Source organism: Bacillus sp. FJAT-53060 (genome assembly GCF_037104745.1).
Classification (GTDB): domain Bacteria; phylum Bacillota; class Bacilli; order Bacillales; family Bacillaceae; genus Bacillus; species Bacillus stratosphericus_B.
In genome coordinates, this window is record NZ_JBAWSW010000013.1 from 35,759 (window position 1) to 60,341 (window position 24,583).

The 24,583-nt window shown below is 41.4% G+C and carries 25 protein-coding genes, 2 rRNA genes and 2 other annotated features; all 27 genes read right to left on the reverse strand.

What is annotated here, in order from left to right; translation table 11 throughout:
- Positions 1-12 precede the first annotated feature (12 nt).
- Positions 13-3,594: a DNA-directed RNA polymerase subunit beta gene (gene rpoB / locus WAX46_RS07135; RefSeq protein WP_226567650.1), complete on the reverse strand. Its 3,582-nt coding sequence runs from the start codon at positions 3,592-3,594 to the stop codon at positions 13-15.
- 255 nt (positions 3,595-3,849) lie between these two features.
- Positions 3,850-4,455, reverse strand: coding sequence for a class I SAM-dependent methyltransferase (locus WAX46_RS07140; protein WP_336493559.1), 606 nt, complete (start codon positions 4,453-4,455; stop codon positions 3,850-3,852).
- Positions 4,456-4,550: 95 nt separating this feature from the next.
- Entirely contained in the window at positions 4,551-4,919 is a 369-nt protein-coding gene (gene rplL / locus WAX46_RS07145; RefSeq protein WP_226567646.1) for a 50S ribosomal protein L7/L12, read from the reverse strand.
- 42 nt (positions 4,920-4,961) lie between these two features.
- On the reverse strand, positions 4,962-5,462 hold the full coding sequence (rplJ, locus tag WAX46_RS07150) for a 50S ribosomal protein L10 (protein WP_226567644.1): 501 nt from the start codon (positions 5,460-5,462) through the stop codon (positions 4,962-4,964).
- Positions 5,463-5,531: 69 nt separating this feature from the next.
- Positions 5,532-5,672 (reverse strand) — a sequence feature (ribosomal protein L10 leader region).
- Positions 5,673-5,721: 49 nt separating this feature from the next.
- Positions 5,722-6,420 carry a 50S ribosomal protein L1 gene (gene rplA, locus WAX46_RS07155; protein ID WP_226567642.1) on the reverse strand — a complete coding sequence of 233 codons (699 nt, stop codon included), beginning with the start codon at positions 6,418-6,420 and terminating at the stop codon, positions 5,722-5,724.
- Between the two features lie 98 nt (positions 6,421-6,518).
- Positions 6,519-6,944, reverse strand: a complete 426-nt coding sequence (rplK, locus tag WAX46_RS07160) for a 50S ribosomal protein L11 (RefSeq protein ID WP_003216956.1) — start codon at positions 6,942-6,944, stop codon at positions 6,519-6,521.
- Between the two features lie 171 nt (positions 6,945-7,115).
- Complete coding sequence (gene nusG / locus WAX46_RS07165) at positions 7,116-7,649, reverse strand: transcription termination/antitermination protein NusG (RefSeq protein ID WP_003217197.1); 534 nt, start codon at positions 7,647-7,649, stop codon at positions 7,116-7,118.
- A gap of 171 nt (positions 7,650-7,820) precedes the next feature.
- Positions 7,821-7,997 (reverse strand): preprotein translocase subunit SecE, encoded by a 177-nt coding sequence (gene secE / locus WAX46_RS07170; RefSeq protein ID WP_226567638.1) that lies wholly within the window; start codon positions 7,995-7,997, stop codon positions 7,821-7,823.
- Between the two features lie 34 nt (positions 7,998-8,031).
- Positions 8,032-8,181: a 50S ribosomal protein L33 gene (gene rpmG / locus WAX46_RS07175; RefSeq protein WP_008356502.1), complete on the reverse strand. Its 150-nt coding sequence runs from the start codon at positions 8,179-8,181 to the stop codon at positions 8,032-8,034.
- A gap of 76 nt (positions 8,182-8,257) precedes the next feature.
- Entirely contained in the window at positions 8,258-8,914 is a 657-nt protein-coding gene (gene sigH / locus WAX46_RS07180; protein WP_226567636.1) for an RNA polymerase sporulation sigma factor SigH, read from the reverse strand.
- 63 nt (positions 8,915-8,977) lie between these two features.
- Complete coding sequence (gene rae1 / locus WAX46_RS07185; RefSeq protein ID WP_226567634.1) at positions 8,978-9,490, reverse strand: ribosome-dependent mRNA decay endonuclease Rae1/YacP; 513 nt, start codon at positions 9,488-9,490, stop codon at positions 8,978-8,980.
- A gap of 2 nt (positions 9,491-9,492) precedes the next feature.
- The gene (rlmB, locus tag WAX46_RS07190; RefSeq protein WP_226567633.1) at positions 9,493-10,242 is read right to left on the reverse strand and encodes a 23S rRNA (guanosine(2251)-2'-O)-methyltransferase RlmB; all 750 of its coding nucleotides are present in this window, start codon (positions 10,240-10,242) and stop codon (positions 9,493-9,495) included.
- A complete protein-coding gene (locus WAX46_RS07195; protein WP_336493560.1) occupies positions 10,226-10,657 on the reverse strand; it encodes a Mini-ribonuclease 3 in 432 nt (143 codons plus the stop codon). Before WAX46_RS07195 ends, rlmB begins: the two co-directional genes overlap by 17 nt.
- 3 nt (positions 10,658-10,660) lie before the next feature.
- Positions 10,661-12,061, reverse strand: coding sequence for a cysteine--tRNA ligase (gene cysS / locus WAX46_RS07200; protein WP_336493561.1), 1,401 nt, complete (start codon positions 12,059-12,061; stop codon positions 10,661-10,663).
- Positions 12,058-12,711, reverse strand: a complete 654-nt coding sequence (cysE, locus tag WAX46_RS07205) for a serine O-acetyltransferase (protein ID WP_226567691.1) — start codon at positions 12,709-12,711, stop codon at positions 12,058-12,060. Before cysE ends, cysS begins: the two co-directional genes overlap by 4 nt.
- 81 nt (positions 12,712-12,792) lie before the next feature.
- Positions 12,793-13,024 (reverse strand) — a binding site (T-box leader).
- Entirely contained in the window at positions 13,025-14,476 is a 1,452-nt protein-coding gene (gene gltX / locus WAX46_RS07210) for a glutamate--tRNA ligase (protein WP_226567628.1), read from the reverse strand. It abuts the feature before it with no gap.
- A gap of 94 nt (positions 14,477-14,570) precedes the next feature.
- Entirely contained in the window at positions 14,571-15,047 is a 477-nt protein-coding gene (gene ispF, locus WAX46_RS07215) for a 2-C-methyl-D-erythritol 2,4-cyclodiphosphate synthase (RefSeq protein WP_336493562.1), read from the reverse strand.
- A gap of 3 nt (positions 15,048-15,050) precedes the next feature.
- Positions 15,051-15,740 (reverse strand): 2-C-methyl-D-erythritol 4-phosphate cytidylyltransferase, encoded by a 690-nt coding sequence (gene ispD, locus WAX46_RS07220; protein WP_226567624.1) that lies wholly within the window; start codon positions 15,738-15,740, stop codon positions 15,051-15,053.
- Between the two features lie 13 nt (positions 15,741-15,753).
- Positions 15,754-16,854, reverse strand: coding sequence for a PIN/TRAM domain-containing protein (locus tag WAX46_RS07225; RefSeq protein ID WP_226567690.1), 1,101 nt, complete (start codon positions 16,852-16,854; stop codon positions 15,754-15,756).
- A gap of 148 nt (positions 16,855-17,002) precedes the next feature.
- On the reverse strand, positions 17,003-18,082 hold the full coding sequence (disA, locus tag WAX46_RS07230) for a DNA integrity scanning diadenylate cyclase DisA (protein ID WP_226567622.1): 1,080 nt from the start codon (positions 18,080-18,082) through the stop codon (positions 17,003-17,005).
- Between the two features lie 2 nt (positions 18,083-18,084).
- Positions 18,085-19,464, reverse strand: coding sequence for a DNA repair protein RadA (gene radA / locus WAX46_RS07235; protein WP_336493563.1), 1,380 nt, complete (start codon positions 19,462-19,464; stop codon positions 18,085-18,087).
- A gap of 93 nt (positions 19,465-19,557) precedes the next feature.
- Positions 19,558-21,993, reverse strand: coding sequence for an ATP-dependent protease ATP-binding subunit ClpC (gene clpC, locus WAX46_RS07240; RefSeq protein ID WP_226567618.1), 2,436 nt, complete (start codon positions 21,991-21,993; stop codon positions 19,558-19,560).
- Complete coding sequence (locus WAX46_RS07245; protein ID WP_226567616.1) at positions 21,990-23,081, reverse strand: protein arginine kinase; 1,092 nt, start codon at positions 23,079-23,081, stop codon at positions 21,990-21,992. The genes clpC and WAX46_RS07245 overlap by 4 nt, the downstream gene beginning before the upstream one ends.
- Before the next feature lie 4 nt (positions 23,082-23,085).
- A complete protein-coding gene (locus tag WAX46_RS07250) occupies positions 23,086-23,643 on the reverse strand; it encodes a UvrB/UvrC motif-containing protein (RefSeq protein ID WP_226567615.1) in 558 nt (185 codons plus the stop codon).
- Positions 23,644-23,657: 14 nt separating this feature from the next.
- Positions 23,658-24,122, reverse strand: a complete 465-nt coding sequence (locus tag WAX46_RS07255; protein WP_226567614.1) for a CtsR family transcriptional regulator — start codon at positions 24,120-24,122, stop codon at positions 23,658-23,660.
- A 176-nt stretch (positions 24,123-24,298) separates the two neighbouring features.
- A 5S ribosomal RNA gene (gene rrf, locus WAX46_RS07260) occupies positions 24,299-24,414 on the reverse strand.
- 61 nt (positions 24,415-24,475) lie between these two features.
- Positions 24,476-24,583: ribosomal RNA gene (locus WAX46_RS07265) — 23S ribosomal RNA — on the reverse strand; the annotation flags it as partial.

The following is a 24,583-nucleotide window of genomic DNA, read 5'->3' on the forward strand; positions in this document are numbered from 1 at the left end:
TAATCGTTTCTTCTATTCTTTTGTGACTGCGTCACGTTCAAGATCGACAGGTGCGAGGTCTGCAGCATCTTCGTCATTAGATAACGCTAATCCGTCTGCTTTCTTCGTTCCCTCATCGTCTTCTAAATCTCTCATTTCTATCTCTTCTTCATCGCCAGATAGGATTTTCACATCCATACCTAAACTTTGAAGTTCTTTGATTAACACTTTGAATGATTCAGGGACACCTGGTTCAGGTACGTTATCCCCTTTGACAATGGCTTCGTATGTTTTCACACGACCCACAACGTCATCCGATTTAACAGTTAAGATTTCTTGAAGTGTGTATGCAGCACCGTAAGCTTCAAGTGCCCATACTTCCATCTCTCCGAAACGCTGACCACCAAACTGTGCTTTACCGCCAAGTGGCTGCTGCGTAACAAGTGAGTATGGTCCAGTTGAACGAGCGTGAAGTTTATCGTCAACCATGTGAGCCAGTTTGATCATATACATGATTCCGACAGAAACACGGTTGTCGAATGGTTCACCAGTTCGACCATCATAAAGGACTGTTTTCGCATCACGAGACATACCTGCTTCTTCAAGCGTTTCCCAAACATCTTCCTCACGAGCACCATCAAATACTGGTGACGCAATGTGGATGCCAAGGTAACGTGCAGCCATACCCATATGAAGCTCAAGCACTTGACCGATGTTCATACGAGATGGTACCCCTAGAGGGTTTAACATGATATCAATCGGTGTTCCATCTGGAAGATACGGCATATCTTCTTCTGGAAGGATTTTAGAGATAACCCCTTTGTTACCATGTCGTCCGGCCATTTTGTCACCTTCAGAAATTTTACGTTTCTGAACGATGTATACACGAACTAACTGGTTCACACCTGGTGGTAATTCATCTCCATCTTCACGGTTAAAGACTTTTACATCGTGAATAATTCCGCCGCCGCCGTGTGGAACACGTAGAGACGTATCACGCACTTCACGAGCCTTTTCACCGAAGATTGCATGTAATAGACGTTCTTCAGCTGTCAGTTCTGTTACACCTTTAGGCGTTACTTTCCCTACAAGAAGGTCTCCGTCTTTTACTTCTGCACCAATACGGATAATTCCACGCTCGTCAAGGTTGCGTAAAGCATCTTCCCCAACGTTTGGAATATCACGCGTAATTTCTTCTGGTCCAAGCTTTGTATCACGAGCTTCTGATTCATATTCTTCAATATGAATAGAAGTGTAGACGTCATCTTTTACAAGGCGCTCACTCATAATGATCGCATCCTCATAGTTGTAACCGTCCCACGTCATGAAGCCGACCATGACGTTACGCCCTAGAGCCAATTCACCTTTTTCCATAGAAGGTCCGTCTGCAAGGATTTCTCCTTTAACGACTTCATCTCCAACACTTACGATTGGGCGCTGGTTGTAGCAAGTCCCTTGGTTAGAGCGGACAAATTTCAGCAAGCTGTATTTGTCTAGGTTCCCTTTGACTTGTTGTCCGTCAACGTCTTCATAGCGACGAACCCAAATATTTTTCGCTTCAACACGTTCTACAACACCCGGGTAGCGGCAGATTACAGCAGCACCAGAGTCTTTACCTGATACATACTCCATACCTGTACCAACAATCGGTGATTCTGGCTGCATCAAAGGCACAGCCTGACGTTGCATGTTCGCTCCCATTAGAGCACGGTTAGAGTCATCGTTTTCTAAGAATGGGATACACGCTGTCGCTGCAGAAACAACCTGCTTCGGCGAAACGTCCATGTAGTCAACGCGGTTTCGAGGAACAACTGTGTTTTCCCCTCTGAAACGAGCGATAATGTTATCATCGATAAACGAACCATCTTCAGCTAACTGAGCGTTCGCTTGTGCTACAACATAGTTATCCTCTTCATCAGCAGTTAAGTAATCGATTCTTGGTGTCACTTTACCTGTTTCAGGGTCAACCCGACGGTAAGGTGTTTCGATAAAGCCGAAGCGATTCACTTTCGCAAATGAAGATAAAGAGTTGATCAAACCAATGTTTGGACCCTCTGGTGTTTCAATCGGACACATACGGCCATAGTGAGAGTAGTGAACGTCACGAACTTCCATTCCTGCACGCTCACGTGTCAAACCACCCGGTCCGAGTGCTGACAAGCGACGTTTATGCGTCAGTTCAGCAAGCGGGTTTGTTTGATCCATGAACTGAGAAAGCTGAGAGCTACCAAAGAACTCTTTGATTGAAGCGATCACAGGGCGAATGTTGATCAGCTGCTGAGGTGTGATCGTGTTTGTGTCTTGGATCGACATTCTTTCACGAACAACACGCTCCATTCTACTTAAACCAATACGGAATTGGTTTTGCAGAAGTTCACCTACAGAACGCAGACGACGGTTACCTAAGTGATCGATATCATCTGTGTCCCCTACACCGTGAAGGAGGTTAAAGAAGTAACTGATCGATGAAATGATGTCAGAAGGCGTGATATTTTTCACAGCTTCCTCTAAATATGCATTACCAATCACATTGATCACTTGCTCACCTTCTTGATCGGTCGGTGCATAAATCTTAATAGATTGAAGTTCTACTTCATCTTCTACTACGCCACCGTTCGGATAAAGCTTTCTAAATCCGATGCCGTTTTCTAAGTATGGAAGAACTTTATCAAGAACTCTTCTATCTAAAATTTGACCTTTCTCTGCTAGAATTTCACCTGTTTCAGGATCAACTAACGTTTCAGCCAATTTTTGATTGAACAGTCTATTTTTAATATGAAGCTTCTTATTAATCTTGTAGCGTCCAACATTTGCCAGGTCATATCTCTTCGGATCAAAGAAGCGAGAGTCTAGCAAGCTTTTCGCATTTTCAACAGTTGGCGGCTCCCCAGGGCGAAGGCGCTCGTAGATTTCGAGAAGTGCTTTATCGGCATTCTCTGTGTTGTCTTTTTCAAGCGTGTTGCGCAAGTATTCATTCTCGCCTATGAGGTCAAGAATCTCTTGATCAGAGCTGAAGCCGAGAGCACGCAAAAGAACCGTAACCGGCAACTTACGTGTGCGATCGATGCGTACATAGACTACATCCTTCGCATCAGTTTCGTATTCTAACCATGCGCCACGGTTTGGAATGACAGTCGCAGTAAAACCTTTTTTACCGTTTTTGTCTACTTTACCACTGAAATATACACTCGGAGAACGCACTAATTGAGAAACGATTACACGTTCCGCACCATTAATGATAAAAGTACCTGTGTCTGTCATAATTGGGAAATCACCCATGAACACATCTTGATCTTTTACTTCTCCAGTTTCTTTGTTAATTAAACGAACTTTTACTCTTAGTGGAGCAGAGTAAGTTACATCACGTTCTTTCGATTCTGCTACAGGATACTTAGGATCCCCTAGGCTGTAATCAATGAATTCAAGAGAAAGGTTACCAGTAAAATCCTCAATTGGGGATATATCTTGAAACATCTCTCTAAGACCCTCATCAAGAAACCACTGATAAGAAGAGGTTTGAATTTCAATGAGATTTGGTAATTCTAACACTTCGCTTATGCGTGCGTAGCTTCTACGCTGGCGGTGTCGTCCATACTGAACTAGTTGACCTGTCAACTGATTCACCCCTCAAATCATGCGTATTATATGTGTAAAAAGTATTTCAGTCTTTCAAATGTCAGATAAGAAATACTTTTACAAGACAAAAGAAAAAAGGGTTTCTAAAATAAGAAAACCACATCCAAAAACAAATACCAATTTTATTAGTTTTCCCAAGTATGCATAATTTATACAAAATAGTTATTTTTTAAGCCTATCAAGCAAAATATACACATTGGCATTTTATAATGTTAACACAGCTAGGAAACTGCGTCAAACTTTTTTAGCTTTGATAATATAGTAACTTTTTTTTTTCATAACGACCGTCACTTCTTCAAAGAGCTGCTCTAATTTTTCAATCGCAGATGGTCCACCTTGCTTTTTCTGAATGACCACCCACAATTCACCTTCTGGCAATAAATGATCAGCACTTTTTTCAAAGATCGCATGTACAACTTTCTTCCCTGCCCGTATTGGGGGATTGGTCAGTATAGAGGCAAAAGCAGCTGATGAATGAACATTCGAGAACAAATCACTTTGATAAATGCGGACATTATCAATGCGATTATGTTTAGCGTTTTCCTTTGAAAGTTCGACTGCTCTTTCGTTCACATCAATCATATGAATGGTGCGGCCTGTCATCTCGTCTGCTAACGATAAGCCGATCGGTCCATAACCGCAACCGACATCTAAGACGTCGCCATCCAAGTCAGGTTCTTCAAAAGCTTCAATTAAAAGCCTTGAACCATAGTCGACTTCTTTCTTAGAAAACACTCCACTGTCACTTGTAAAAGTAAAGGTACGGTTTCTCAAGGTGAAGTCCCATGTCTGTTTATTGCTTTTCACTGATGGCTTTTTCGTATAATAGTGGTCACCCATGGTGAATGGACCTCCTCTGAATTCAATCGTTTCAGGTTTTAGAAAAGAAAAAGCCCGCCAGTAAAAGCGAGCTTTCCCAAAAGATTAGGCGAAGATTACTTAACTTCTACAGAAGCGCCAACTTCTTCAAGCTTAGCTTTAAGTTCTTCAGCTTCTTCTTTAGCAATACCTTCTTTAAGTGGTTTTGGGGTGTTGTCAACAAGTTCTTTAGCTTCTTTCAAACCAAGACCAGTGATTTCACGAACCACTTTGATAACTTTGATTTTTTGGTCTCCAGCACCAGCAAGTACTAGATCAAAATCAGTTTTCTCTTCAGCAGCGCCACCAGCAGCAGCACCAGCTACAGCTACAGGAGCAGCAGCAGTTACGCCAAATTCTTCTTCGATTGCTTTTACTAAGTCGTTTAACTCAAGTACAGTTGCTTCTTTAACTGAAGCAATGATTTCTTCGATATTTAAAGCCATTTGTAATTCCTCCATTTTAAGTTTTTTTACGTGAAGTACGCATTAAGCGCCTTGTTCTTCTTTTTGTTCTGCAACTGCTTTAGTAGCAAGAGCAAGGTTACGAACTGGAGCTTGAAGAACGCTAAGCAACATAGATAGCAAGCCTTCGCGAGACGGAAGTTCCGCAAGAGCCTTCACTTCTTCTACAGTCGCTACGTTTCCTTCGATAACACCAGCTTTGATTTCTAAAGCTTCGTGGCTTTTCGCAAATTCGTTGATGATTTTCGCAGGTGCGATAACATCTTCGTTACTGAATGCGATAGCGTTTGGACCTGTTAAGAAATCCTTTAAACCAGTTAGTTCAACTTGTTCAACTGCGCGGCGAGTCAAAGTATTTTTGTAAACTTTGAATTCTACGCCAACTTCACGAAGTTGCTTACGAAGTTCCGTCACTTCAGAAACTGAAAGACCACGGTAATCTACGATTACAGTAGACACGCTGTCTTTAAATTTAGAAGTAATTTCATCAACGACTACTTTTTTAGTATCGATTGCATTGCTCATGGTTACACCTCCTGTACATTCTTTGTGTAATACTTATACCGATCAGGCCATCACGTTCCTAGAGAACGGTTCTCCATATAAAAAGCCTCCATTAAGACATGGAGGCTGTATATACAAGCATACGTTAACGTAAGACTGTGACATATACACCTCGGCGGGTTAATTAAGCCATAAGGCCCCTGCTGTCTACGGTATAAATGGACATTATTCTATTTTACAACATTTTGATATTATCAAAACGATTCTGATAAGTCAAGAATTATTTTGCAGAGAAAGATGACGGATCCACTTTCACGCCAGGGCCCATTGTAGATGTAACAGAAACGTTTTTCACGTATACACCTTTAGCCGCTGCAGGTTTTGCTTTAAGGATTGTGTCATAGATTGTTGCAAAGTTCTCAACAAGCTTTTCATCCTCGAAAGAAACCTTTCCGATTGGCGCATGGATGTTACCAGCTTTATCAACACGGTATTCAACTTTACCAGCTTTGATTTCATTGATTGCTTTTTCTACTTCGAATGTAACAGTTCCAGTTTTAGGGTTTGGCATAAGACCTTTTGGTCCAAGTACACGACCGATCTTACCAACTTCACCCATCATGTCAGGTGTCGCAACAATTACATCGAATTCGAACCAGCCTTGTTGGATTTTTGTGATGTAATCAGAATCTCCAACGTAGTCTGCTCCAGCAGCTTCTGCTTCTTTTGCTTTTTCACCTTTAGCGAACACAAGCACGCGTTGAGTTTTACCAGTTCCGTTAGGAAGTACAACTGCACCGCGGATTTGTTGATCGTTTTTACGAGGGTCTACGCCCAAACGAAAAGCAACTTCTACAGTCGCATCAAATTTCGCTGTATTTGCTTTTTTTGTAAGAGTAACAGCTTCAGCTACATCATACGCTTTAGTACGATCGATTAGCTTAGCAGCTTCTACATACTTTTTACCTTTTTTACCCATTATAAAATCCTCCTTATGTGGTTTTAGCGGAATAACCTCCCACGAATAAGGGTTGCGAACTTGTCAAAACCAAACTCGCAACCCAACAAGACAAAAAATCAATCTTCGATGACAATACCCATACTGCGTGCAGTACCTTCAACCATGCGCATAGCTGATTCAACGCTAGCAGCGTTTAAGTCAGGCATTTTTGTTTCCGCAATTTCGCGTACTTTATCACGCTTAACAGTTGCTACTTTATTACGGTTAGGTTCACCAGAACCAGACTCAATACCAGCTGCTTTTTTAAGTAAAACTGCAGCTGGTGGAGTTTTAGTAATAAATGTAAATGAACGGTCTTCAAAAACCGAAATTTCAACAGGAATGATAAGGCCAGCTTGGTCAGCTGTACGAGCGTTAAACTCCTTACAGAATCCCATGATATTAACACCAGCTTGACCTAGTGCAGGTCCAACTGGTGGAGCTGGGTTAGCTTTTCCAGCAGGAATTTGCAATTTAACAACTTTTACTACTTTTTTAGCCACGAGACACACCTCCTTAAAGTCCGTGATGTGGTAATAGGGGAATCCCCCTCCCACTCAACAACTTCATTCTTTATATGAATGACGAAATAACTAGCTAGCGATCTTGAGTGAACTCAAGACGTACCTTTGCTATATTACCACTTCTATACACTCATTTCAAGCTCTTTTGAATTACAATTTATCGATCTGCGTGAACTCAAGTTCCACAGGTGTTTCTCTACCAAACATATTAACAAATACTTTGACTTTGCTTTTATCGTAATCAATCTCTTCGATAGAGCCTGTGAAGTTAGCAAATGGTCCATCGATAACTTTGACTGTTTCTTTTAGTTCAAAGTCGATTTCTGTCTTGCGCTCTTCAAGGCCCATTCTCTTCAGAATGGTTTCAGCTTCGCCTGGCAATAACGCTGTCGGCTTAGAGCCTGAACCAGCTGATCCAACAAATCCTGTCACACCTGGTGTATTACGAACAACATACCAAGAGTCGTCAGTCATGACGATTTCCACTAGCACATAGCCTGGGAATACTTTCTTTTTGACTACTTTTTTCTTACCATTTTTAATATCGGTTTCTTCCTCTTCTGGTACGACTACGCGGAAGATTTTATCCTGCATGCCCATTGATTCAACACGTTTTTCCAAGTTCGCTTTTACTTTGTTTTCATAGCCAGAGTACGTATGCACAACATACCAATTCTTTTCCATTTTCGTTCAGGACTATTCAGTCCTTCCCTCCCCACGTTTCATAATGTCTATTTGACAAATCTCAAGTACCGGTAAATATTTTCAAGCAATTGAAAAAACCCGTAAAACGGGTTTTTTGGCAAGTCATATTATGATCTATTATAGCACGTTCAGTAGACCATTATTCAAGTATTAATGAATTAATTCGATTAATTGTGAGATTCCTATATCAAGAAGAGAGAAAAAGATTGCAAAGAATACGACTGTTAGAATAACAGTGATTGTGTAGCGGACCATTTCGTTTTTCTTTGGCCAGCTAACCTTTTTCATTTCTTTCCCGACACTTTTTAAAAAACTGATAATACGCATGTAAAAGACCTCCACAGATTAAAGAACGCAAATCTTACTTCGTTTCTAAATGTGTTTTATGTGAATTACAAGTCTTGCAATATTTTTTAACTTCTAATCTTTCAGCTGCTGAAGCAACGCTCTTCATTGTCGTATAATTGCGGCTTCCGCAGTCTTTGCAGGCTAGAGTAATCTTTTTCCTCATATTTACCCCTATTTTCTCGACATCATTTCCTTAGTACCTTATCACAGTGTCGAAAAAGCTGTCAATATAGGTTTGACTAGAGACTGATCTCGCGAAGCTCTAAATATTTCTCTAATTTTCTCTTTACTCTTTGGAGTGCATTATCAATTGATTTCACATGACGGTTCAAGTCTTCAGAAATTTCCTGGTAGGATCTACCATCAAGATAAAGCACAAGTACCTTTCTTTCCAGCTCGCTTAATAATTCACCCATTTTCATTTCAATATCATCAAATTCTTCTTTGCTAATGATTAAATCTTCTGGATTAAGCGCTTTAGCACCGGAAATGATGTCCAATAATGTTCTGTCCGATTCTTCATCGTATATCGGCTTGTCTAATGATACATAGGAATTTAACGGGATATGTTTTTGGCGAGTAGCTGTTTTAATTGCGGTGATAATTTGGCGGGTAATACATAATTCTGCAAAAGCCTTAAATGAAGTAAGCTTGTCCTCTCTAAAATCGCGGATAGACTTATAAAGTCCGATCATTCCCTCTTGGACAATGTCCTCTCGATCCGCTCCAATCAAGAAATAAGATCTTGCTTTCGCACGAACAAAATTGCGGTATTTCGTTATTAAATAATCTAGCGCATCACTATCTCCGACATGAACCCTTTCAATGACTTGTTCATCTTCCAACTGGTAAAATTGCTCTCTGATGGACTTACCCTTGCTGTTGTTTAGATTCACTTCGATCCCCCCGACCGCACCTAGATAGAAATATTATACATTAATGGTTGAAATATCGTCAAGCTATTCCAAGTTCCCCCGCCGCCATTTTTCAAACGTTTTCAATACATCTTCTGACAATTCAATTTTGGAAGCCGGCTTATCAGATGTAATCTTTTTGACCCGTGCTTCAATCTTTCGTTCAATCACTTCAATTTCTCTTAAAAGCTCTCGAGCCGATTTACGAAGTGCCCCTTGTCCAAATATCGCCCATTGTTCCGTATAATCAGAGGTCGCCACATGAATCTGCGTCCGAATATTATTCAAATCTTGTGCTAGCTTTTCAATCCGCTCATCAGCCGTTTCATTCTCTCTCGTGAAGATGACCTCTACTCGGTGGTTTGTCCGCTTTTTCTCGATTCCTTTAACCATATGGGCATCGAATATGACAATGACTCGATACCCTGTGTATGCTTGATATTCTGCTAAATGTTGAATCAGCACGTCTCTGGCTTCTTCAAAACTGTTTTCCTTTAAGTGCTGCAAACGAGGCCATGCACCTATCATGTTGTATCCATCGACTAAGAGGATGTCCATCTCTATCCTCCTAACGGATAACGTTTTCGATAAACTTCATACATCAATAGACTAGCGGCAACTGATGCATTTAATGAAGTCACCTTCCCGGCCATTGGCAATTTTATCAGAAAATCACATTTTTCCTTGATCAATCGACTGATTCCTTTTCCTTCACTGCCGATCACAAGAGCTAGAGGCATTGTTCCATCAAATTGTCTGTAGTCCTGCTTAGCAGACGCATCTGTTCCTGCGACCCAGATCCCTCTTTCTTTCATCTCATCAAGGGCTCTTGAAAGATTGGTCACTTTTGCCACAGGGATATGCTCAATTGCCCCAGTAGATGCCTTAGCAACGGTTGTCGTCAAACCTACCGCTCGTCGTTTCGGAATAACGATCCCATGTGCACCAACAGCGTCTGCTGTACGCATAATGGACCCTAAATTATGCGGATCTTCTATTTCATCTAAAATAAGGAAAAAAGGCTGTTCATTCCGCTTTTCAGCAATTTGATACAGATCGTCCAATTCTGCATATTCATATGCCGCTACTTGTGCAACGATTCCCTGATGCTGTCCTGATACCATTTGATCAAGCTTTTTCCTAGGAACATACTGAATGGTGATATTTTGCTTTTTTGCGAGTTCAATGACATGCTGGGCTTGTCCTTTTACAGTGTTTTCTGCCATCCAGAGCTTGTATAACTCTCGATCTGACTTCAGTGTCTCAATCACTGAATTTTTCCCAATCACATAATCATGTTGCTGACTCATTTATCTTCCTCCCTGACGTTCCGATTTCAATCACCTGACTAATCAGCTCTTCTAAGCGTTCGTCCTGCTCTTCAATAAATAAATAACCCATGAGCGCTTCAAGCGCCGTACTATAACGATACGTTTGAACGTCTGTGTTTTTAGGCACTGTGCCTGATTTTGCATTTCTTCCTCTTTTCAGCACCGCTTCTTCCGCTTCAGTGAAAAAGCTCTGCTGCTGAAGCTCAAATAAAATAGCGGCCTGAGATTTAGCGGAAACAATCTTACTTGCTCGTTTATGCAGCTCATTTGGTTTTGTCGCCCCAGTTTGGAGGAGGTGATGCCTCACATATACTTCAAAAATGGCATCACCCATATAAGCAAGCGCAAGTCCGTTTAACTGTTTTCCGTCTTTAAACTTTTCAAAATTTAACATGACCTATTCTCCTCTTTTCCAGCGAGTACCTTGAGGAGTGTCCTCCAATACAATATTCATGCTCTTTAACTGTTCACGAATTTGATCTGACAGTGCGAAATCACGATTTCTTCTAGCTTCATTTCTTTTGTCGATTAACGCTTCTACCTCTTCGTCAAGTGTATGCTTTTCTTCTAATGAGAAGCCAAGAACAGATGTGATTTCTTGGAACAAGCCAATAAATGCCTTGATCACTTCCTCAGAAGTATGATCATTTTCCATATAGTAATTCGCCTGCTTCGCTAGTTCAAATAAAACAGAGATAGCATTCGCAGTATTGAAGTCATCATTCATTTCAGAAATAAATGTCGCGCGCTGCTCTTCAATCTTCGCCAGCCATTCGGCACAATCATCTGTCAAATTGGTACTGCTCTCAAGGCGATGATGTAAATTGGCATACGATGTTTTGAGTCTGTTAAAAGCACTCTTTGTACTTTCCAATAAATCAATTGAGTAATTGATTGGGTGACGATAGTGAACAGATAACATAAAGAATCGAAGCACATCTGGATCTTGTTCTTTAATAATGTCATGCACTAGTACAAAGTTGCCCAGTGATTTTGACATTTTTTCATTCTCAATATTAATATACCCATTATGCATCCAATACTTCGCAAAAGGCTTTCCTGTCAAAGCCTCGGATTGGGCGATTTCATTCTCATGGTGAGGGAACGTTAAATCCTGTCCGCCCGCATGAATGTCGATCGTATCACCTAAATATTTTTTGACCATAGCCGAGCACTCGATGTGCCAGCCTGGACGCCCTTCTCCCCATGGGCTATCCCATGAAATCTCCTGATCCTTTGCAGCCTTCCATAAAGCAAAGTCCAATGCATCTCTTTTCTTTTCACCAACGCGAATACGGGCACCTGTCTTCAGTTCATCAATTGATTGGTGAGAAAGCTTACCGTAGCCCTCAAAAGAACGTGTACTGTAATACACGTCACCTTCCGCTTCATAGGCATAGCCTTTTTCAATCAATGCGGCAATAAACGCAATGATATCATCCATATTTTCTGTCACTCGCGGGTGAAGATCTGCTTTTTTGCAACCTAGTGCACTGACGTCTTCAAAGTAAGCTTGGATAAATCGATCAGCAATCGTCGGGACATCTTCTCCTAACTCATTGGCTGCTTTGATGAGTTTATCATCCACATCAGTAAAGTTTGATACAAAGTTCACATCATAACCGCTGTATTCTAAATACTTACGTACGGTGTCATATACAATCGGCGGTCTGGCATTCCCGATATGAATGTAGTTATAAACGGTTGGTCCGCACACATACATCTTGACCTTTCTTGGATCAAGTGGGACAAATTCTTCCTTCTTACGTGTCAATGTATTATAAATATTGATTGTCATGATTGTTCTTCCTTTCTGCTCAATGAAGCCAGCTCACGTTTTAGCTTTTCCATTTCTCGTTCCAATTCTTTAAAACGATCGGAAACTGGATCTGGCAAATCTTGATGATTGAGATCACGATTGATTTTCTTTCCATTTTGAACGACGACTCGCCCAGGTATACCTACAACGGTGGAATGGTCTGGTACATCTTTTAACACAACAGAGCCTGCACCAATCTTGGACCCTTTTCCAACTGTAATGGAACCGAGCACCTTAGCACCAGTCGCAATGAGGGCATCGTCTAAAATGGTCGGATGCCGCTTTCCCTTTTCTTTCCCTGTTCCCCCTAATGTCACGCCTTGGAAAACGGTCACGTTGTCTCCAATTTCACATGTTTCCCCAATCACAACGCCCATGCCGTGATCAATGAAGAATCGTCTGCCAATGGTTGCCGCTGGGTGAATTTCAACCCCTGTGAAAAACCGGCTGACCTGAGAAGTAATCCGTGCAAGAAAATATAACTTACGCTTATAGAATGCATGCGCGATACGATGAGCCCAAATTGCATGAAGCCCTGAATAGGTTAGCACTACTTCAATATAGCTTCTAGCAGCAGGATCTTGATCAAACACAGTATCAATATCTTCTTTCAGCATTTTGAAAAACACATACTCCCCCCGTTCTCCCCCATCAATCTCTCTTATGACTTGCTCTCTTTTTTGGACAAATAAAAAACGCCTCTGCCATAAGACAGAGACGTTTTGAAAACGCGGTTCCACTCTGTTTAGAAAGCCCCTGATCTTGCAAGCTTTCTCAACTTCATCCCATAACGGAGGGTACCGCCCTTGCATACTAACGTACGTGTTCCTCAAGGGTCTTGAGGGTGCATTTCCAACGTCTGCCCATAAGTCTCTTTCAGCCGGTGAAGACTCTTTCTGTGATGGACGAAAACATTGTACTTCTCCCTCGCAACGATTTTCCTTATATTTGTTTAATACGGTTTAATACCGTTTCTTTACCTAGTAGTTCAATGCTTTGCGGAAGTTCTGGGCCATGCATTTGTCCTGTAACAGCCACACGAATTGGCATGAATAGTTTCTTGCCTTTATGCCCTGTTTCTTTTTGTACCGCTTTAATGGCAGCCTTGATTTCATCAGGTGTGAAAGATTCAAGACGTTCAAGCTGTCCCGCAAAAGAGGCCATGACTTCTGGTACTTGCTCTTCTGCTAGAACTTCCCTTGCCTTTTGATTATACTCAATTTGCTCCTTAAAGAACAACTCTGTTAACTCAACAATTTCTGCTCCGAAGTTCAATTGTTCGTGATATAGAGAAATGAGTTTGCGTACCCACGTGTTTTCTTCTTCTGTCAGCTGCTCGGTTACCTTGCCTGCCTTTTGAAGATGTGGAAGTGTTAAGGCAACGACCTGATCAAGATCAAGTGCTTTCACGTATTGGTTATTCACCCATTTTAGTTTATGCATATCGAATAGAGCTGGTGACTTAGAAAGTCGGTTGACATCGAAAATATCAATGAATTGCTCTTTTGTAAATAGTTCCTCTTCGCCAACTGGAGACCATCCAAGTAGTGCAATGAAGTTAAACAAAGCTTCTGGTAAATAGCCCAAGTTTTTATACTGCTCGATGAATTGAATAATCGATTCATCACGCTTACTTAATTTCTTGCGGTTCTCGTTTACAATCAACGTCATATGTCCGAACAGCGGCACATCCCAGCCAAATGCATTGAAGACCATGATTTGTTTAGGTGTATTCGAAATGTGATCCTCTCCGCGAAGAATGTGAGTCATTTTCATCAAATGATCATCCACTGCTACAGCGAAATTATAAGTTGGCGTGCCATCTTTCTTCACAATGACAAAGTCACCAATTCCGTCTGTTTCAAACGAAATATCACCTTTGACCATGTCATCAAATTTGATGAGTTCTCCTTTTGGAACACGGAAGCGAATGCTTGGCTCTCTTCCTTCACCAATGAGCTTGTCCTCTTCTTCTTTTGATAAATGACTGCATTTACCAGAATATCGAGGCATTTCACTGCGGGCAATTTGCGCTTCACGCTCTTCTTCTAGTTCTTCAGCCGTACAATAGCACTTATACGCCATCTCCTTCTCTATCAGCTCATCATAATATTTTTTGTAAATATCATTACGCTCTGATTGTCTGTAAGGACCATAGCCGCCATCTTTATCAATGCTTTCATCCCAATCAATACCGAGCCACTGCAAATGACGAAGCTGGCTTTCTTCTCCGCCTTCTACATTACGCTTTTGATCCGTATCTTCGATTCGAATAATAAATTTGCCGCCTTGGCTGCGTGCGAACAAATAGTTGAAAAGAGCCGTTCTAGCATTACCAATATGTAAATGACCAGTTGGACTCGGTGCATAACGAACACGCACTTCATTTCCCATGAGTTTAACTTCCTTTCATCTGCATCATGTTGCCTGACAACATTCTTTTATAAACGTATTTTATCATCAAATACCATTCTCATCAAAATGGATTTTACTTTTTCTGAAGAAGTACTGTTGCCTGAGAAGCAATTCCTTCGCCTCTGCCTGTAAATCCGAGTTTCTCTGTCGTTGTTGCTTTGACATTCACCTGTGTGACATCTGTCTCAAGTGCTTCTGCGATTTTCTTACACATTGGTTGAATGTATGGTGCCATCTTTGGCTTTTGCGCCATGATGGTGCAATCGATATTCACAAGTGTATAGCCTTTGTCTTTCACAAGAGCCCATACATGCTGAAGTAATTTAAAAGAATCTGCATCCTTAAACTCGGGATCAGTGTCTGGGAAATGTCTGCCGATATCCCCTTCACCAATCGCACCTAAACAGGCATCCGCCACTGTGTGAAGCAGTACGTCAGCGTCTGAATGCCCAAGCAGTCCTTTTTCATAGGGAATGGTCACCCCACCGATAATAAGAGGCCTTCCCTCTGTTAATTGATGTACATCAAAGCCTTGTCCTATTCTAAACATGATCTAGTACCCTCTTTCCGCATCCATAATTGCCTTGGCAACCAATAAATCATCCGGTGTTGTCAGTTTAATATTGGTATAGTCTCCTTGGACAATATACACACTCTCACCGTGTAATTGTTCTACAAGGCTGGCGTCATCTGTTCCAAGGAAGCCTGTCCGCTCCGCGTATTCATGCGCCTCTTTTAAAATAGAATGACGAAAAGCTTGTGGGGTCTGGACTGCCCACAAGCTCTGACGTTCAATGGTTTGCTCCACTTTGCCTTGTTGAACGCGTTTGATTGTATCTTTCACTGGTACCGCTACGACTGCAGAGCCTTTTTCAATCGCTGCTTTAACGAGCAAGTCAATCTGTGTATGCTTAATAAAAGGCCTTGCTCCATCATGCACAAGCACGATGTCCGCATCTTTCACAGCCTTTAACCCTTCGTATACACTTTGCTGGCGTTCTTTACCACCAGTGACCAGTGAAACAGGCGTTTGAAAAGCGTGTACCTTTAGTAGCCTTTCAAAGTCACGAAGCTCCTCTTCATTAATTGCTAAGATCATGCGTTTGCATTGTGAATGGGTGTCAAACACCTTCAGTGTGTGAATGATGACGGGCATTCTTTTCAATTCAATAAAAAGCTTATTGCGGCCGGCCTTCATTCGCTTCCCCTGCCCCGCAGCCGGAATAACTACTTCATAATACATGTTCGTTCTCCCTTTAGAGCGCCTTCTCCAGAAGTTTTGGCTTCGCAAAAATCATTCTTCCAGCAGCAGTCTGTAGCACACTTGTGACGAGCACATCAATGTCTTTTCCAATGTAATTGCGTCCTTCCTCGACCACAATCATCGTACCGTCATCTAAGTAGGCAACACCTTGGTTATGCTCTTTTCCATCTTTAATGACCTGTACCTTCATTTCTTCCCCAGGCAATACAACCGGCTTGACCGCATTGGCTAGATCATTAATGTTTAACACTGCTACTTTTTGAAGTTCGCATACTTTATTTAAATTAAAATCATTTGTCACAACAACACCTGAAGTTAACTTAGCGAGCTTCACAAGCTTGCTGTCAACCTCTTGAATGTCTTCGAAGTCACCTTCGTAAATTTCAACTTTAATATCCAATTCTTTTTGGATACGATTTAAAATATCAAGACCTCTTCGGCCTCTATTTCTCTTTAATACATCAGAAGAGTCTGCAATATGCTGCAATTCTTCAAGCACAAATTGAGGAATGACCATGACTCCTTCTAAGAATCCAGTTTGACAAATATCTGCGATTCTTCCATCAATGATAACACTTGTGTCTAAAATTTTCAGCTTTTTATCTTCTATTTCAGGTTCATCATCAGCTGCTCCTTTTTTCTTGCTGACCTTTGCAGACCGAGAGAAAAGCCCCATCATTTCATCTTTCTTCTTAAACCCTACTTGAAATCCAAGGTATCCTAAAAAGAAAGCCAGGAAAATCGGAATAATGGTACCAAAAATAGGATATGGGATATTTTTTAACGGGATCACGTTTACAATAAGATATGCTAGAATAAGTCCAAATACTAAACCGAAACTTCCAGATATAAGATCAGGAAGAGGCGCCTTCAATAGAGAATCCTCGATCCATTTCACCCAATTAACAACATAGCCTGTGCACCATTTGCCGATGATAAAAAACATAGCGGCTCCTATTAATGCTGAAAAGTAAGCATTTGTTATGAAAGGTATGTCCTTTACATTTAACAGTAGAAATAACTCTGGGAAGATAAAAATCCCCACAACTGCACCCAAAATGATAAAAAACGCCTGAACGATTCTTTTTAACATACCTTCACCTCCTTTATTTTTCATGTGTCAATCCACCTTCACCTGACATTGATATATGTTTAAGTTTCCTATTACAGAAAACAAAAAGCATCATTAATATACCCATATTCATCCATTTTTAACCGTGAATTGAGAAAATTTTCTCTTTTTATAGCTGACGGTCGATATAATGTTTTTCTTGCAACCTTTTTAATCCTTTTTTTATCTTTTTCGCTCTTACTTCCCCAATTCCTTCTACTTCATCCAATTGTTGTACATCCGCTTCCAGAATTTGATCTAACACACCAAACGCTTCGACCACATTTTCGACAATTGGCATAGGCAGTCTAGGGATTTTGTGAAGTAATCTGTACCCTCTTGTGTAAACATAATCGTCAATATTTGTAGAAACTGGATATCCAAGTAACTTGTACAAAATGGAATCATCTAAGAGTTCAAAGCTAGACATATCTTGGAGCTGTTTAAGCAAAACATATGGATCTTTGATCTTTTCTTTCACGTAATCTTTAATAAATAAAGCCGCTTCCTGCTCCATATCTGTAATCAGCTCATTGACTTGAAGACGAATCAAGTGTCCTTCTGTTCCAAGCTCTTTGATATACATATTGATTTCATTTTTGATTCTGAGCACCATTTCATAGCGATGCAGCACGGATAGTACATCACCAAAGGTGACAAGCTCTTCAAATTCTAGGGCGCTTAACGCAGAAATGGCATGATCTAAAATGGTTTTATATTTCTCAAGTGTTTGTATTGCTTGATTGGCCTTCGTTAAAATAAAACCGATATCTTTCAACGTATAACGACGATTCCCTTGGTATAAGGTAATGACGTTTCTCCGTTCAGAAATGGCAATGATTAAGCAGCCTGTCTGCTTGGCTACACGTTCAGCCGTTCGGTGTCTCATGCCTGTTTCTGATGAATGAATGGTGGCATCTGGCATCAGCTGTGTATTAGCATACAAAATTTTTTGACCAGAATCGCTTAAAATAATGGCCCCATCCATCTTGGCCAATTCATATAAATGTGCTGGGGAGAAGGCAGAGTTAATGTGAAATCCTCCATCTACCACACTTTTGACTTTGTCGTTATAACCAACAACAATGAGCCCGCCCGTATTAGCTCTCAGGACGTTTTCAATCCCTGCCCGCAGAGGTGTCCCTGGTGCCACAAACTGTACGATATCTAAGAGATCGACTTCTCTCGCTCCTTTTTTCTCTTTTTCCATTTCTATGATCCCCCTAATGAAATACGAAGTGCCTCCGCTACATTTTCTACGCCGACTAACTCAATCCCTCCCGGCTTTTTCCATCCATCTATATTCGCCTGAGGGATAAACATTCGCTTAAATCCTAGTTTAGTAGCTTCCTGCACACGCTGTTCAATTCTGGATACTCTTCTGACTTCTCCCGTCAGACCGACTTCTCCAATAAAGCAATCCGCTTGATGCGGCGCTGCGTCTTTAAAGCTTGATGCAATACTGACGGCAATGGCCAAGTCAATCGCTGGTTCATCTAGCTTTACACCGCCTGCGACCTTTAAATACGCATCTTGGTTTTGCAGCAGCAGCCCTACACGTTTTTCTAAAACTGCCATTAGCAATGACACACGATTATGATCAAGGCCTGTGGCCATTCTCCGTGGATTCCCAAAACTGGTTGGCGAAATTAATGCTTGTATCTCCACAAGAACGGGTCTTGTTCCTTCCATTGAAGCAACAACACAAGAACCAGATACACCCGCTGATCGCTCTTCTAAGAAGATTTCAGATGGGTTTAAAACTTCCGAGAGCCCTTCCTCTCTCATTTCAAAGATCCCTAATTCATTCGTTGAACCAAATCGGTTTTTCACTGCTCGTAAGATGCGAAACGTATGATGCCGCTCCCCTTCAAAATAAAGAACCGTGTCGACCATATGCTCTAAAAGTCGTGGCCCTGCGATTGAGCCTTCTTTGGTCACGTGACCAACGATAAAAATGGGGATACCATTTGTCTTAGCAATCTTCATCAGTTGCGCTGTACATTCCCTCACCTGAGAAACAGATCCAGGAGCTGACGTAATATCGCTTTGATAAACAGTTTGAATCGAATCCACCACAACAAAAGCGGGTTTCATCTCTTGTATAGCAGACGTGATATACTCCATATCGGTTTCAGCCAAAACATGTAAAGAGGCACTTTCAATACCAAGGCGGTCTGCTCTTAGCTTCGTTTGTTTAATGGACTCCTCACCAGATATGTATAACACATTCTGATTTTGGTCTGAGAGTTGCGCTGATACTTGTAGCAATAGTGTGGACTTCCCAATTCCAGGGTCTCCGCCAATTAGCACCAGAGAACCTCTGACAATTCCACTTCCTAATACTCGGTTAAATTCTTCTAAATTCGTTTTAATTCGGGGTTCTTCTGATGTTTCAATTGTAGATATAGGTGAAGGTTTTTGAATAGTTTGAACAGAATGGTTAAAAGCACTTCGACGATTTGGCGGCTCTTTACGGACGACTTCTTCTGTCATACTGTTCCATGTGCCGCATCCGGGGCATTTCCCCATCCATTTTGCTGACTCATAACCGCACGATTGGCATATATATTTTGATTTTGTCTTTGCCATAGATTGAAGAATACAACTCCTTATACTGGTCAGAAAATAAGTAAAGGGAGGCATACAACTCACTGGTATGCCTCACACCTTTTTCTTACTATATTAGTTCGTGGCTGCCGTTGCTTTTACGACAATTTCTCCATCTTCAACATCTAATATGATTTGTTGACCCTTTTCAATATTGCCCTTTAGCAATTCCTCAGAAAGACGATCCTCAACGTGCTTTTGAATCGCTCTTCTTAACGGACGAGCGCCATACTCAAGGTCTACACCTTCGTCGGCAATCTTCGCTTTTGCTGCTTCCGTCAATTCTATGGAAAGATCTTGCTCTTTTAATCGTTTTGTCAATTGATTAGACATGAGAGACACGATCTCTTTTAGATGATTCTTCTCAAGCGAGTGGAAGACAATGATTTCATCAATACGGTTGATGAATTCCGGTCTAAACGCACGTTTCAACTCGCCCATGACTTTGCCTTTCATATCTTTATAATTTTGACTTTCATCTTGCACGTTAAATCCGACATATTTATTTCTCTTCAGTTCGCTAGCTCCAACGTTAGAAGTCATAATCAAAATGGTATTTCTAAAGTCCACTGTACGCCCTTTAGAATCAGTGAGACGACCATCTTCTAACACTTGCAGTAAGATATTAAACACATCAGGATGCGCCTTTTCAATCTCATCTAAAAGCACGACAGAATACGGTTTTCTTCTCACTTTTTCAGTCAACTGACCACCTTCATCATAGCCAACATAACCTGGAGGTGATCCAACAAGTCTTGAAGTAGAATGTTTTTCCATGTATTCAGACATATCAATACGGATCATCGCTTCTTCATCACCGAAAATAGACTCGGCCAGTGCTCTTGCAAGCTCAGTCTTACCAACTCCTGTTGGACCTAAGAAGATAAAGGAACCAATCGGACGTTTCGGATCTTTTAGGCCAGCACGAGCACGTCTCACTGCTTTCGCTACAGCGACAACCGCTTCATCCTGTCCAATGACGCGAGAGTGGAGCAATTGTTCCATATTCAGAAGCTTATCTGTTTCGGTTTGAGCAATTTTTGAAACAGGCACTCCGGTCCAGCTAGAGACAACCATCGCAATATCATCTACAGATACCTCTGAATTCTCTTGTCCCTGCTTTTCTTTCCACGATTTCTTTGTCACTTCTACTTTTTCACGCAGACGCTGCTCTGTATCACGAAGGGAAGCTGCTTTTTCAAATTCTTGACTTTGAACAGCCGCATCCTTTTCCTTGCGCACTTCATCCAATTTTTGTTCTAATTCCTTTAGGTTAGGCGGTGTAGTGAATGAACGTAAGCGTACCTTCGAACCTGCCTCATCAATTAAATCGATCGCTTTATCTGGAAGGAAACGATCAGAGATATAGCGGTCTGACAGTTTTACCGCCGCCTCAATGGCTTCATCCGTAATGGACACACGGTGATGCGCTTCATAACGATCTCTAAGTCCTCTTAAGATTTGAATACTTTCATCAACGGACGGCTGATCAACTTGAATTGGTTGGAAACGACGTTCAAGCGCAGCATCCTTCTCGATATATTTACGGTACTCATCTAACGTTGTTGCTCCGATACATTGAAGCTCACCACGTGCTAAGGATGGTTTCAGAATATTAGACGCATCAATCGCACCCTCTGCTCCACCTGCACCGATCAGTGTATGAAGCTCATCAATGAAGAGAATGATATTTCCCGCCTGACGAATTTCGTCCATGACCTTTTTCAAACGATCCTCGAATTCACCGCGATATTTCGTGCCCGCTACAACGGTTCCCATATCAAGTGTCATCACTCGTTTATCTTTCAGGATTTCAGGCACTTCGTTGTGAATAATTTGTTGTGCAAGACCTTCTGCAATCGCTGTTTTACCAACACCAGGCTCACCAATCAGCACAGGGTTATTCTTTGTTCTTCTGCTTAGTACTTCAATGACACGTTGAATTTCTTTGCTTCGACCAATGACAGGGTCCAAACTGTCCTCTTTCGCAATAGCTGTTAAGTCTCTCGCCAAGCTATCTAATGTTGGTGTATTTGCATTGCTATTAGATCCTGCCGCAGATGCACCAGTTTCATTGCTGCCAAGCAGCTGTAGTACTTGCTGGCGTGCTTTATTTAAGCTCACTCCCAGGTTATTTAAGACACGGGCAGCAACGCCCTCTCCCTCTCGAATAAGACCTAAAAGAATATGTTCAGTCCCTACATAGGAATGACCTAGCTTTCTCGCTTCATCCATTGAGAGCTCCGTGACCTTCTTCGCTCTAGGCGTGTAATGAGGAATAGCTTGGGACACCTCTTGCCCTCTTCCAATCAAGCTTTCGACTTCTTTTTGGATTTTATCTGAAACAAGGCCCAGTGCTTCTAACGCTTTTGCAGCTATGCCCTCACCTTCACGAACAAGACCAAGTAAAATGTGCTCTGTTCCAATATTTTTATGGCCTAGGCGAATGGCTTCTTCTTGTGCAAGTGCTAATACCTTTTGAGCTCTTTCAGTAAATCTTCCAAACATCATATCGTTTCATCCTCCTGTCCATTCCAATGCATTTCTAAGCGCAGCCTTTCTCTAATAATTGCTGCTCGTTTTATATCTCTTTCATTTGGCTCCAAGGCTCCTCCTGAATATTGCTGAAGGAAGCCAGGCTGAGTCAAAATCATGAGTTCATTCAGTATATTACTTGATAGCTCCTTAATGATACCTAAATCAATTCCAAGCCGCACATCTGACAAACATTTTGCCGTCTCCTTTGATTCAATCATACGACAATTGGCCAAAATCCCTAGAGAACGGTACACTCTGTCCTCAAGTTCAATTTTAGATGTTTGATATAATGCTTTTCGTGCAGATCGCTCTTGTTCAATGAGCTGAGCCGTCACACTATTCAAGTCATCTACAATATTCTCTTCAGATTGACCCAGTGTCATTTGATTTGAAATTTGAAAGATGTTTCCTATTGCTTCGCTACCCTCACCATAAATTCCTCTCACCACAAGGCCTAATTGATTAATGGCAGGAATAATACGATTCATTTGTCTTGTGAGGGCTAATGCTGGTAAATGCATCATGACCGAAGCCCTAATACCTGTTCCTACATTGGTAGGACAGCTAGTTAAGTATCCTCGCTTTTCAGAAAACGCATAATCCACTTGTTCTTCAATCCAATCATCTACCTGATTAGCCGCTTTTAGTGCATTGGCCAGCTGAAAACCTGGGAACAAGCATTGGATACGAATATGGTCTTCTTCATTCAGCATCACACTGATTTCTTCATTTTCAGAAAGCAAGCAGCCACCAAATCTTGATTCTGCTAAGTTGGGGCTAATCAAATGCTTTTCAACAAGTACTCTCTTTGCCAAAGGCTGCGTTTCATTCATTCGAATCAAAACAAAGTTTCCAATGTCCTTCACCTCTTGGCTTGCAAACTTTTGCTCGAATTGTTGGAGAACAGCTTCAGCCTCCTCCTGAGAAAACTGAGTTGGGAAACGAACATGCTCTAGATTGCGTGCTAGCCGAATACGACTGCTTAGAACAATGTCACTTTCTGGTCCTTTTTGTTTCATCCATTTACTTAAAGCGTCTTGAATAAAATGCTGGAGCGACATGTCGTTAATCTCCCTCCCTTTGCTGAGATTGTTCATGCTCTAATGCACGAATTTGATCTCGAACTTCCGCTGCTTTTTCAAACTCTTCCTGTTTAATCAGCTGCTTCAGCTCTTGCTGCATTAACTCAAGCTTCCTGCGGGCATGCAGACTGCCGGCAATCCGCTTAGGGACCTTTCCATTATGGACCGTATTTCCACTATGGACTTTCCGTAATAAAGGGTTTAGATACTGATCAAATGTGCGATAGCATTCTGCACAGCCAAAACGGCCTGTTTTTCTGAATTGCTGAAAGGTTAAGCCACACTTAGGACATTGATCCACTTCTCTCGCTTCTTGAAAAATAGATGATCCTTTGTTAGCACTCGTTGGAAAGCTAGGATCAATATTCAATAGGCCTGATAACAAGTTGTGTATCGAGAAACCTTGGTTGCCACTCATAGCATATGAATCACTGTTTTCTTTTGCACATTGTTCACATATGTGCATTTCTTGTTTTTCTCCATTTATAACTTTCGTAAAGTGAAAAGTGGCTGGTCTCTCATTGCATTCTTGACAAATCAATCTTTTCACCCGCTTTACTTTAATTTCAAAGCATTTAACATCGCTATCATCATACGAGCCCGCAGTTCATCTCGTTCAGGTAAATCAATGTGCAAAACAGAGCGGTCCATGACGCTGATCATCATCTTTGCTTCTCTTTCGGATAAAATGTTGTTTTCAACAAGACGCATGATGATATGATCAGATGAGGACTGTGATAAACGATGATATATTTGGGAAGTAATGTTGTTCAATAAATCGACTTCATCATTCATTTTGACTTTAATGATGCGGATATAGCCACCGCCGCCACGCTTACTCTCAACGATATAACCTCTTTCGCTTGTAAAGCGTGTATTGATAACATAGTTAATTTGTGAAGGTACGCATTGAAACTTATCTGCAATCTCATTGCGTTTAATTTCTAATATTTCTCGACTATTCTGATCCAAGACTTCCTTCAAATACTGCTCGATGATATCAGAAATATTTTGTGCCACTCCGCCTCCTCCTCCATTGACTTTGACTATATTTGACCTTAATCTTACTATAAATTTTTTCGATCGATTTTTCAAGATAATCGCTCAACTAACAATATTATTTCCACATTTATCTGGTGTCAAACCTCCCAAAAACATAAAAAAGACCAGTTCCGTCTGGAACTGATCCTTATAAAGCTTGGCGGCATCCTACTCTCACAGGGGGAAACCCCCAACTACCATCGGCGCTGAAGAGCTTAACTTCCGTGTTCGGTATGGGAACGGGTGTGACCTCTTCGCTATCGCCACCAAACCTGATGGAGAGAATATTCTCTCAAAACTAGATAACAACGTTCATGCTTCACATTAGAATATAGGTTAAGTCCTCGATCTATTAGTATCTGTCAGCTCCACGTGTCACCACGCTTCCACCTCAGACCTATCAACCTGATCATCTTTCAGGGATCTTACTTCCTTGCGGA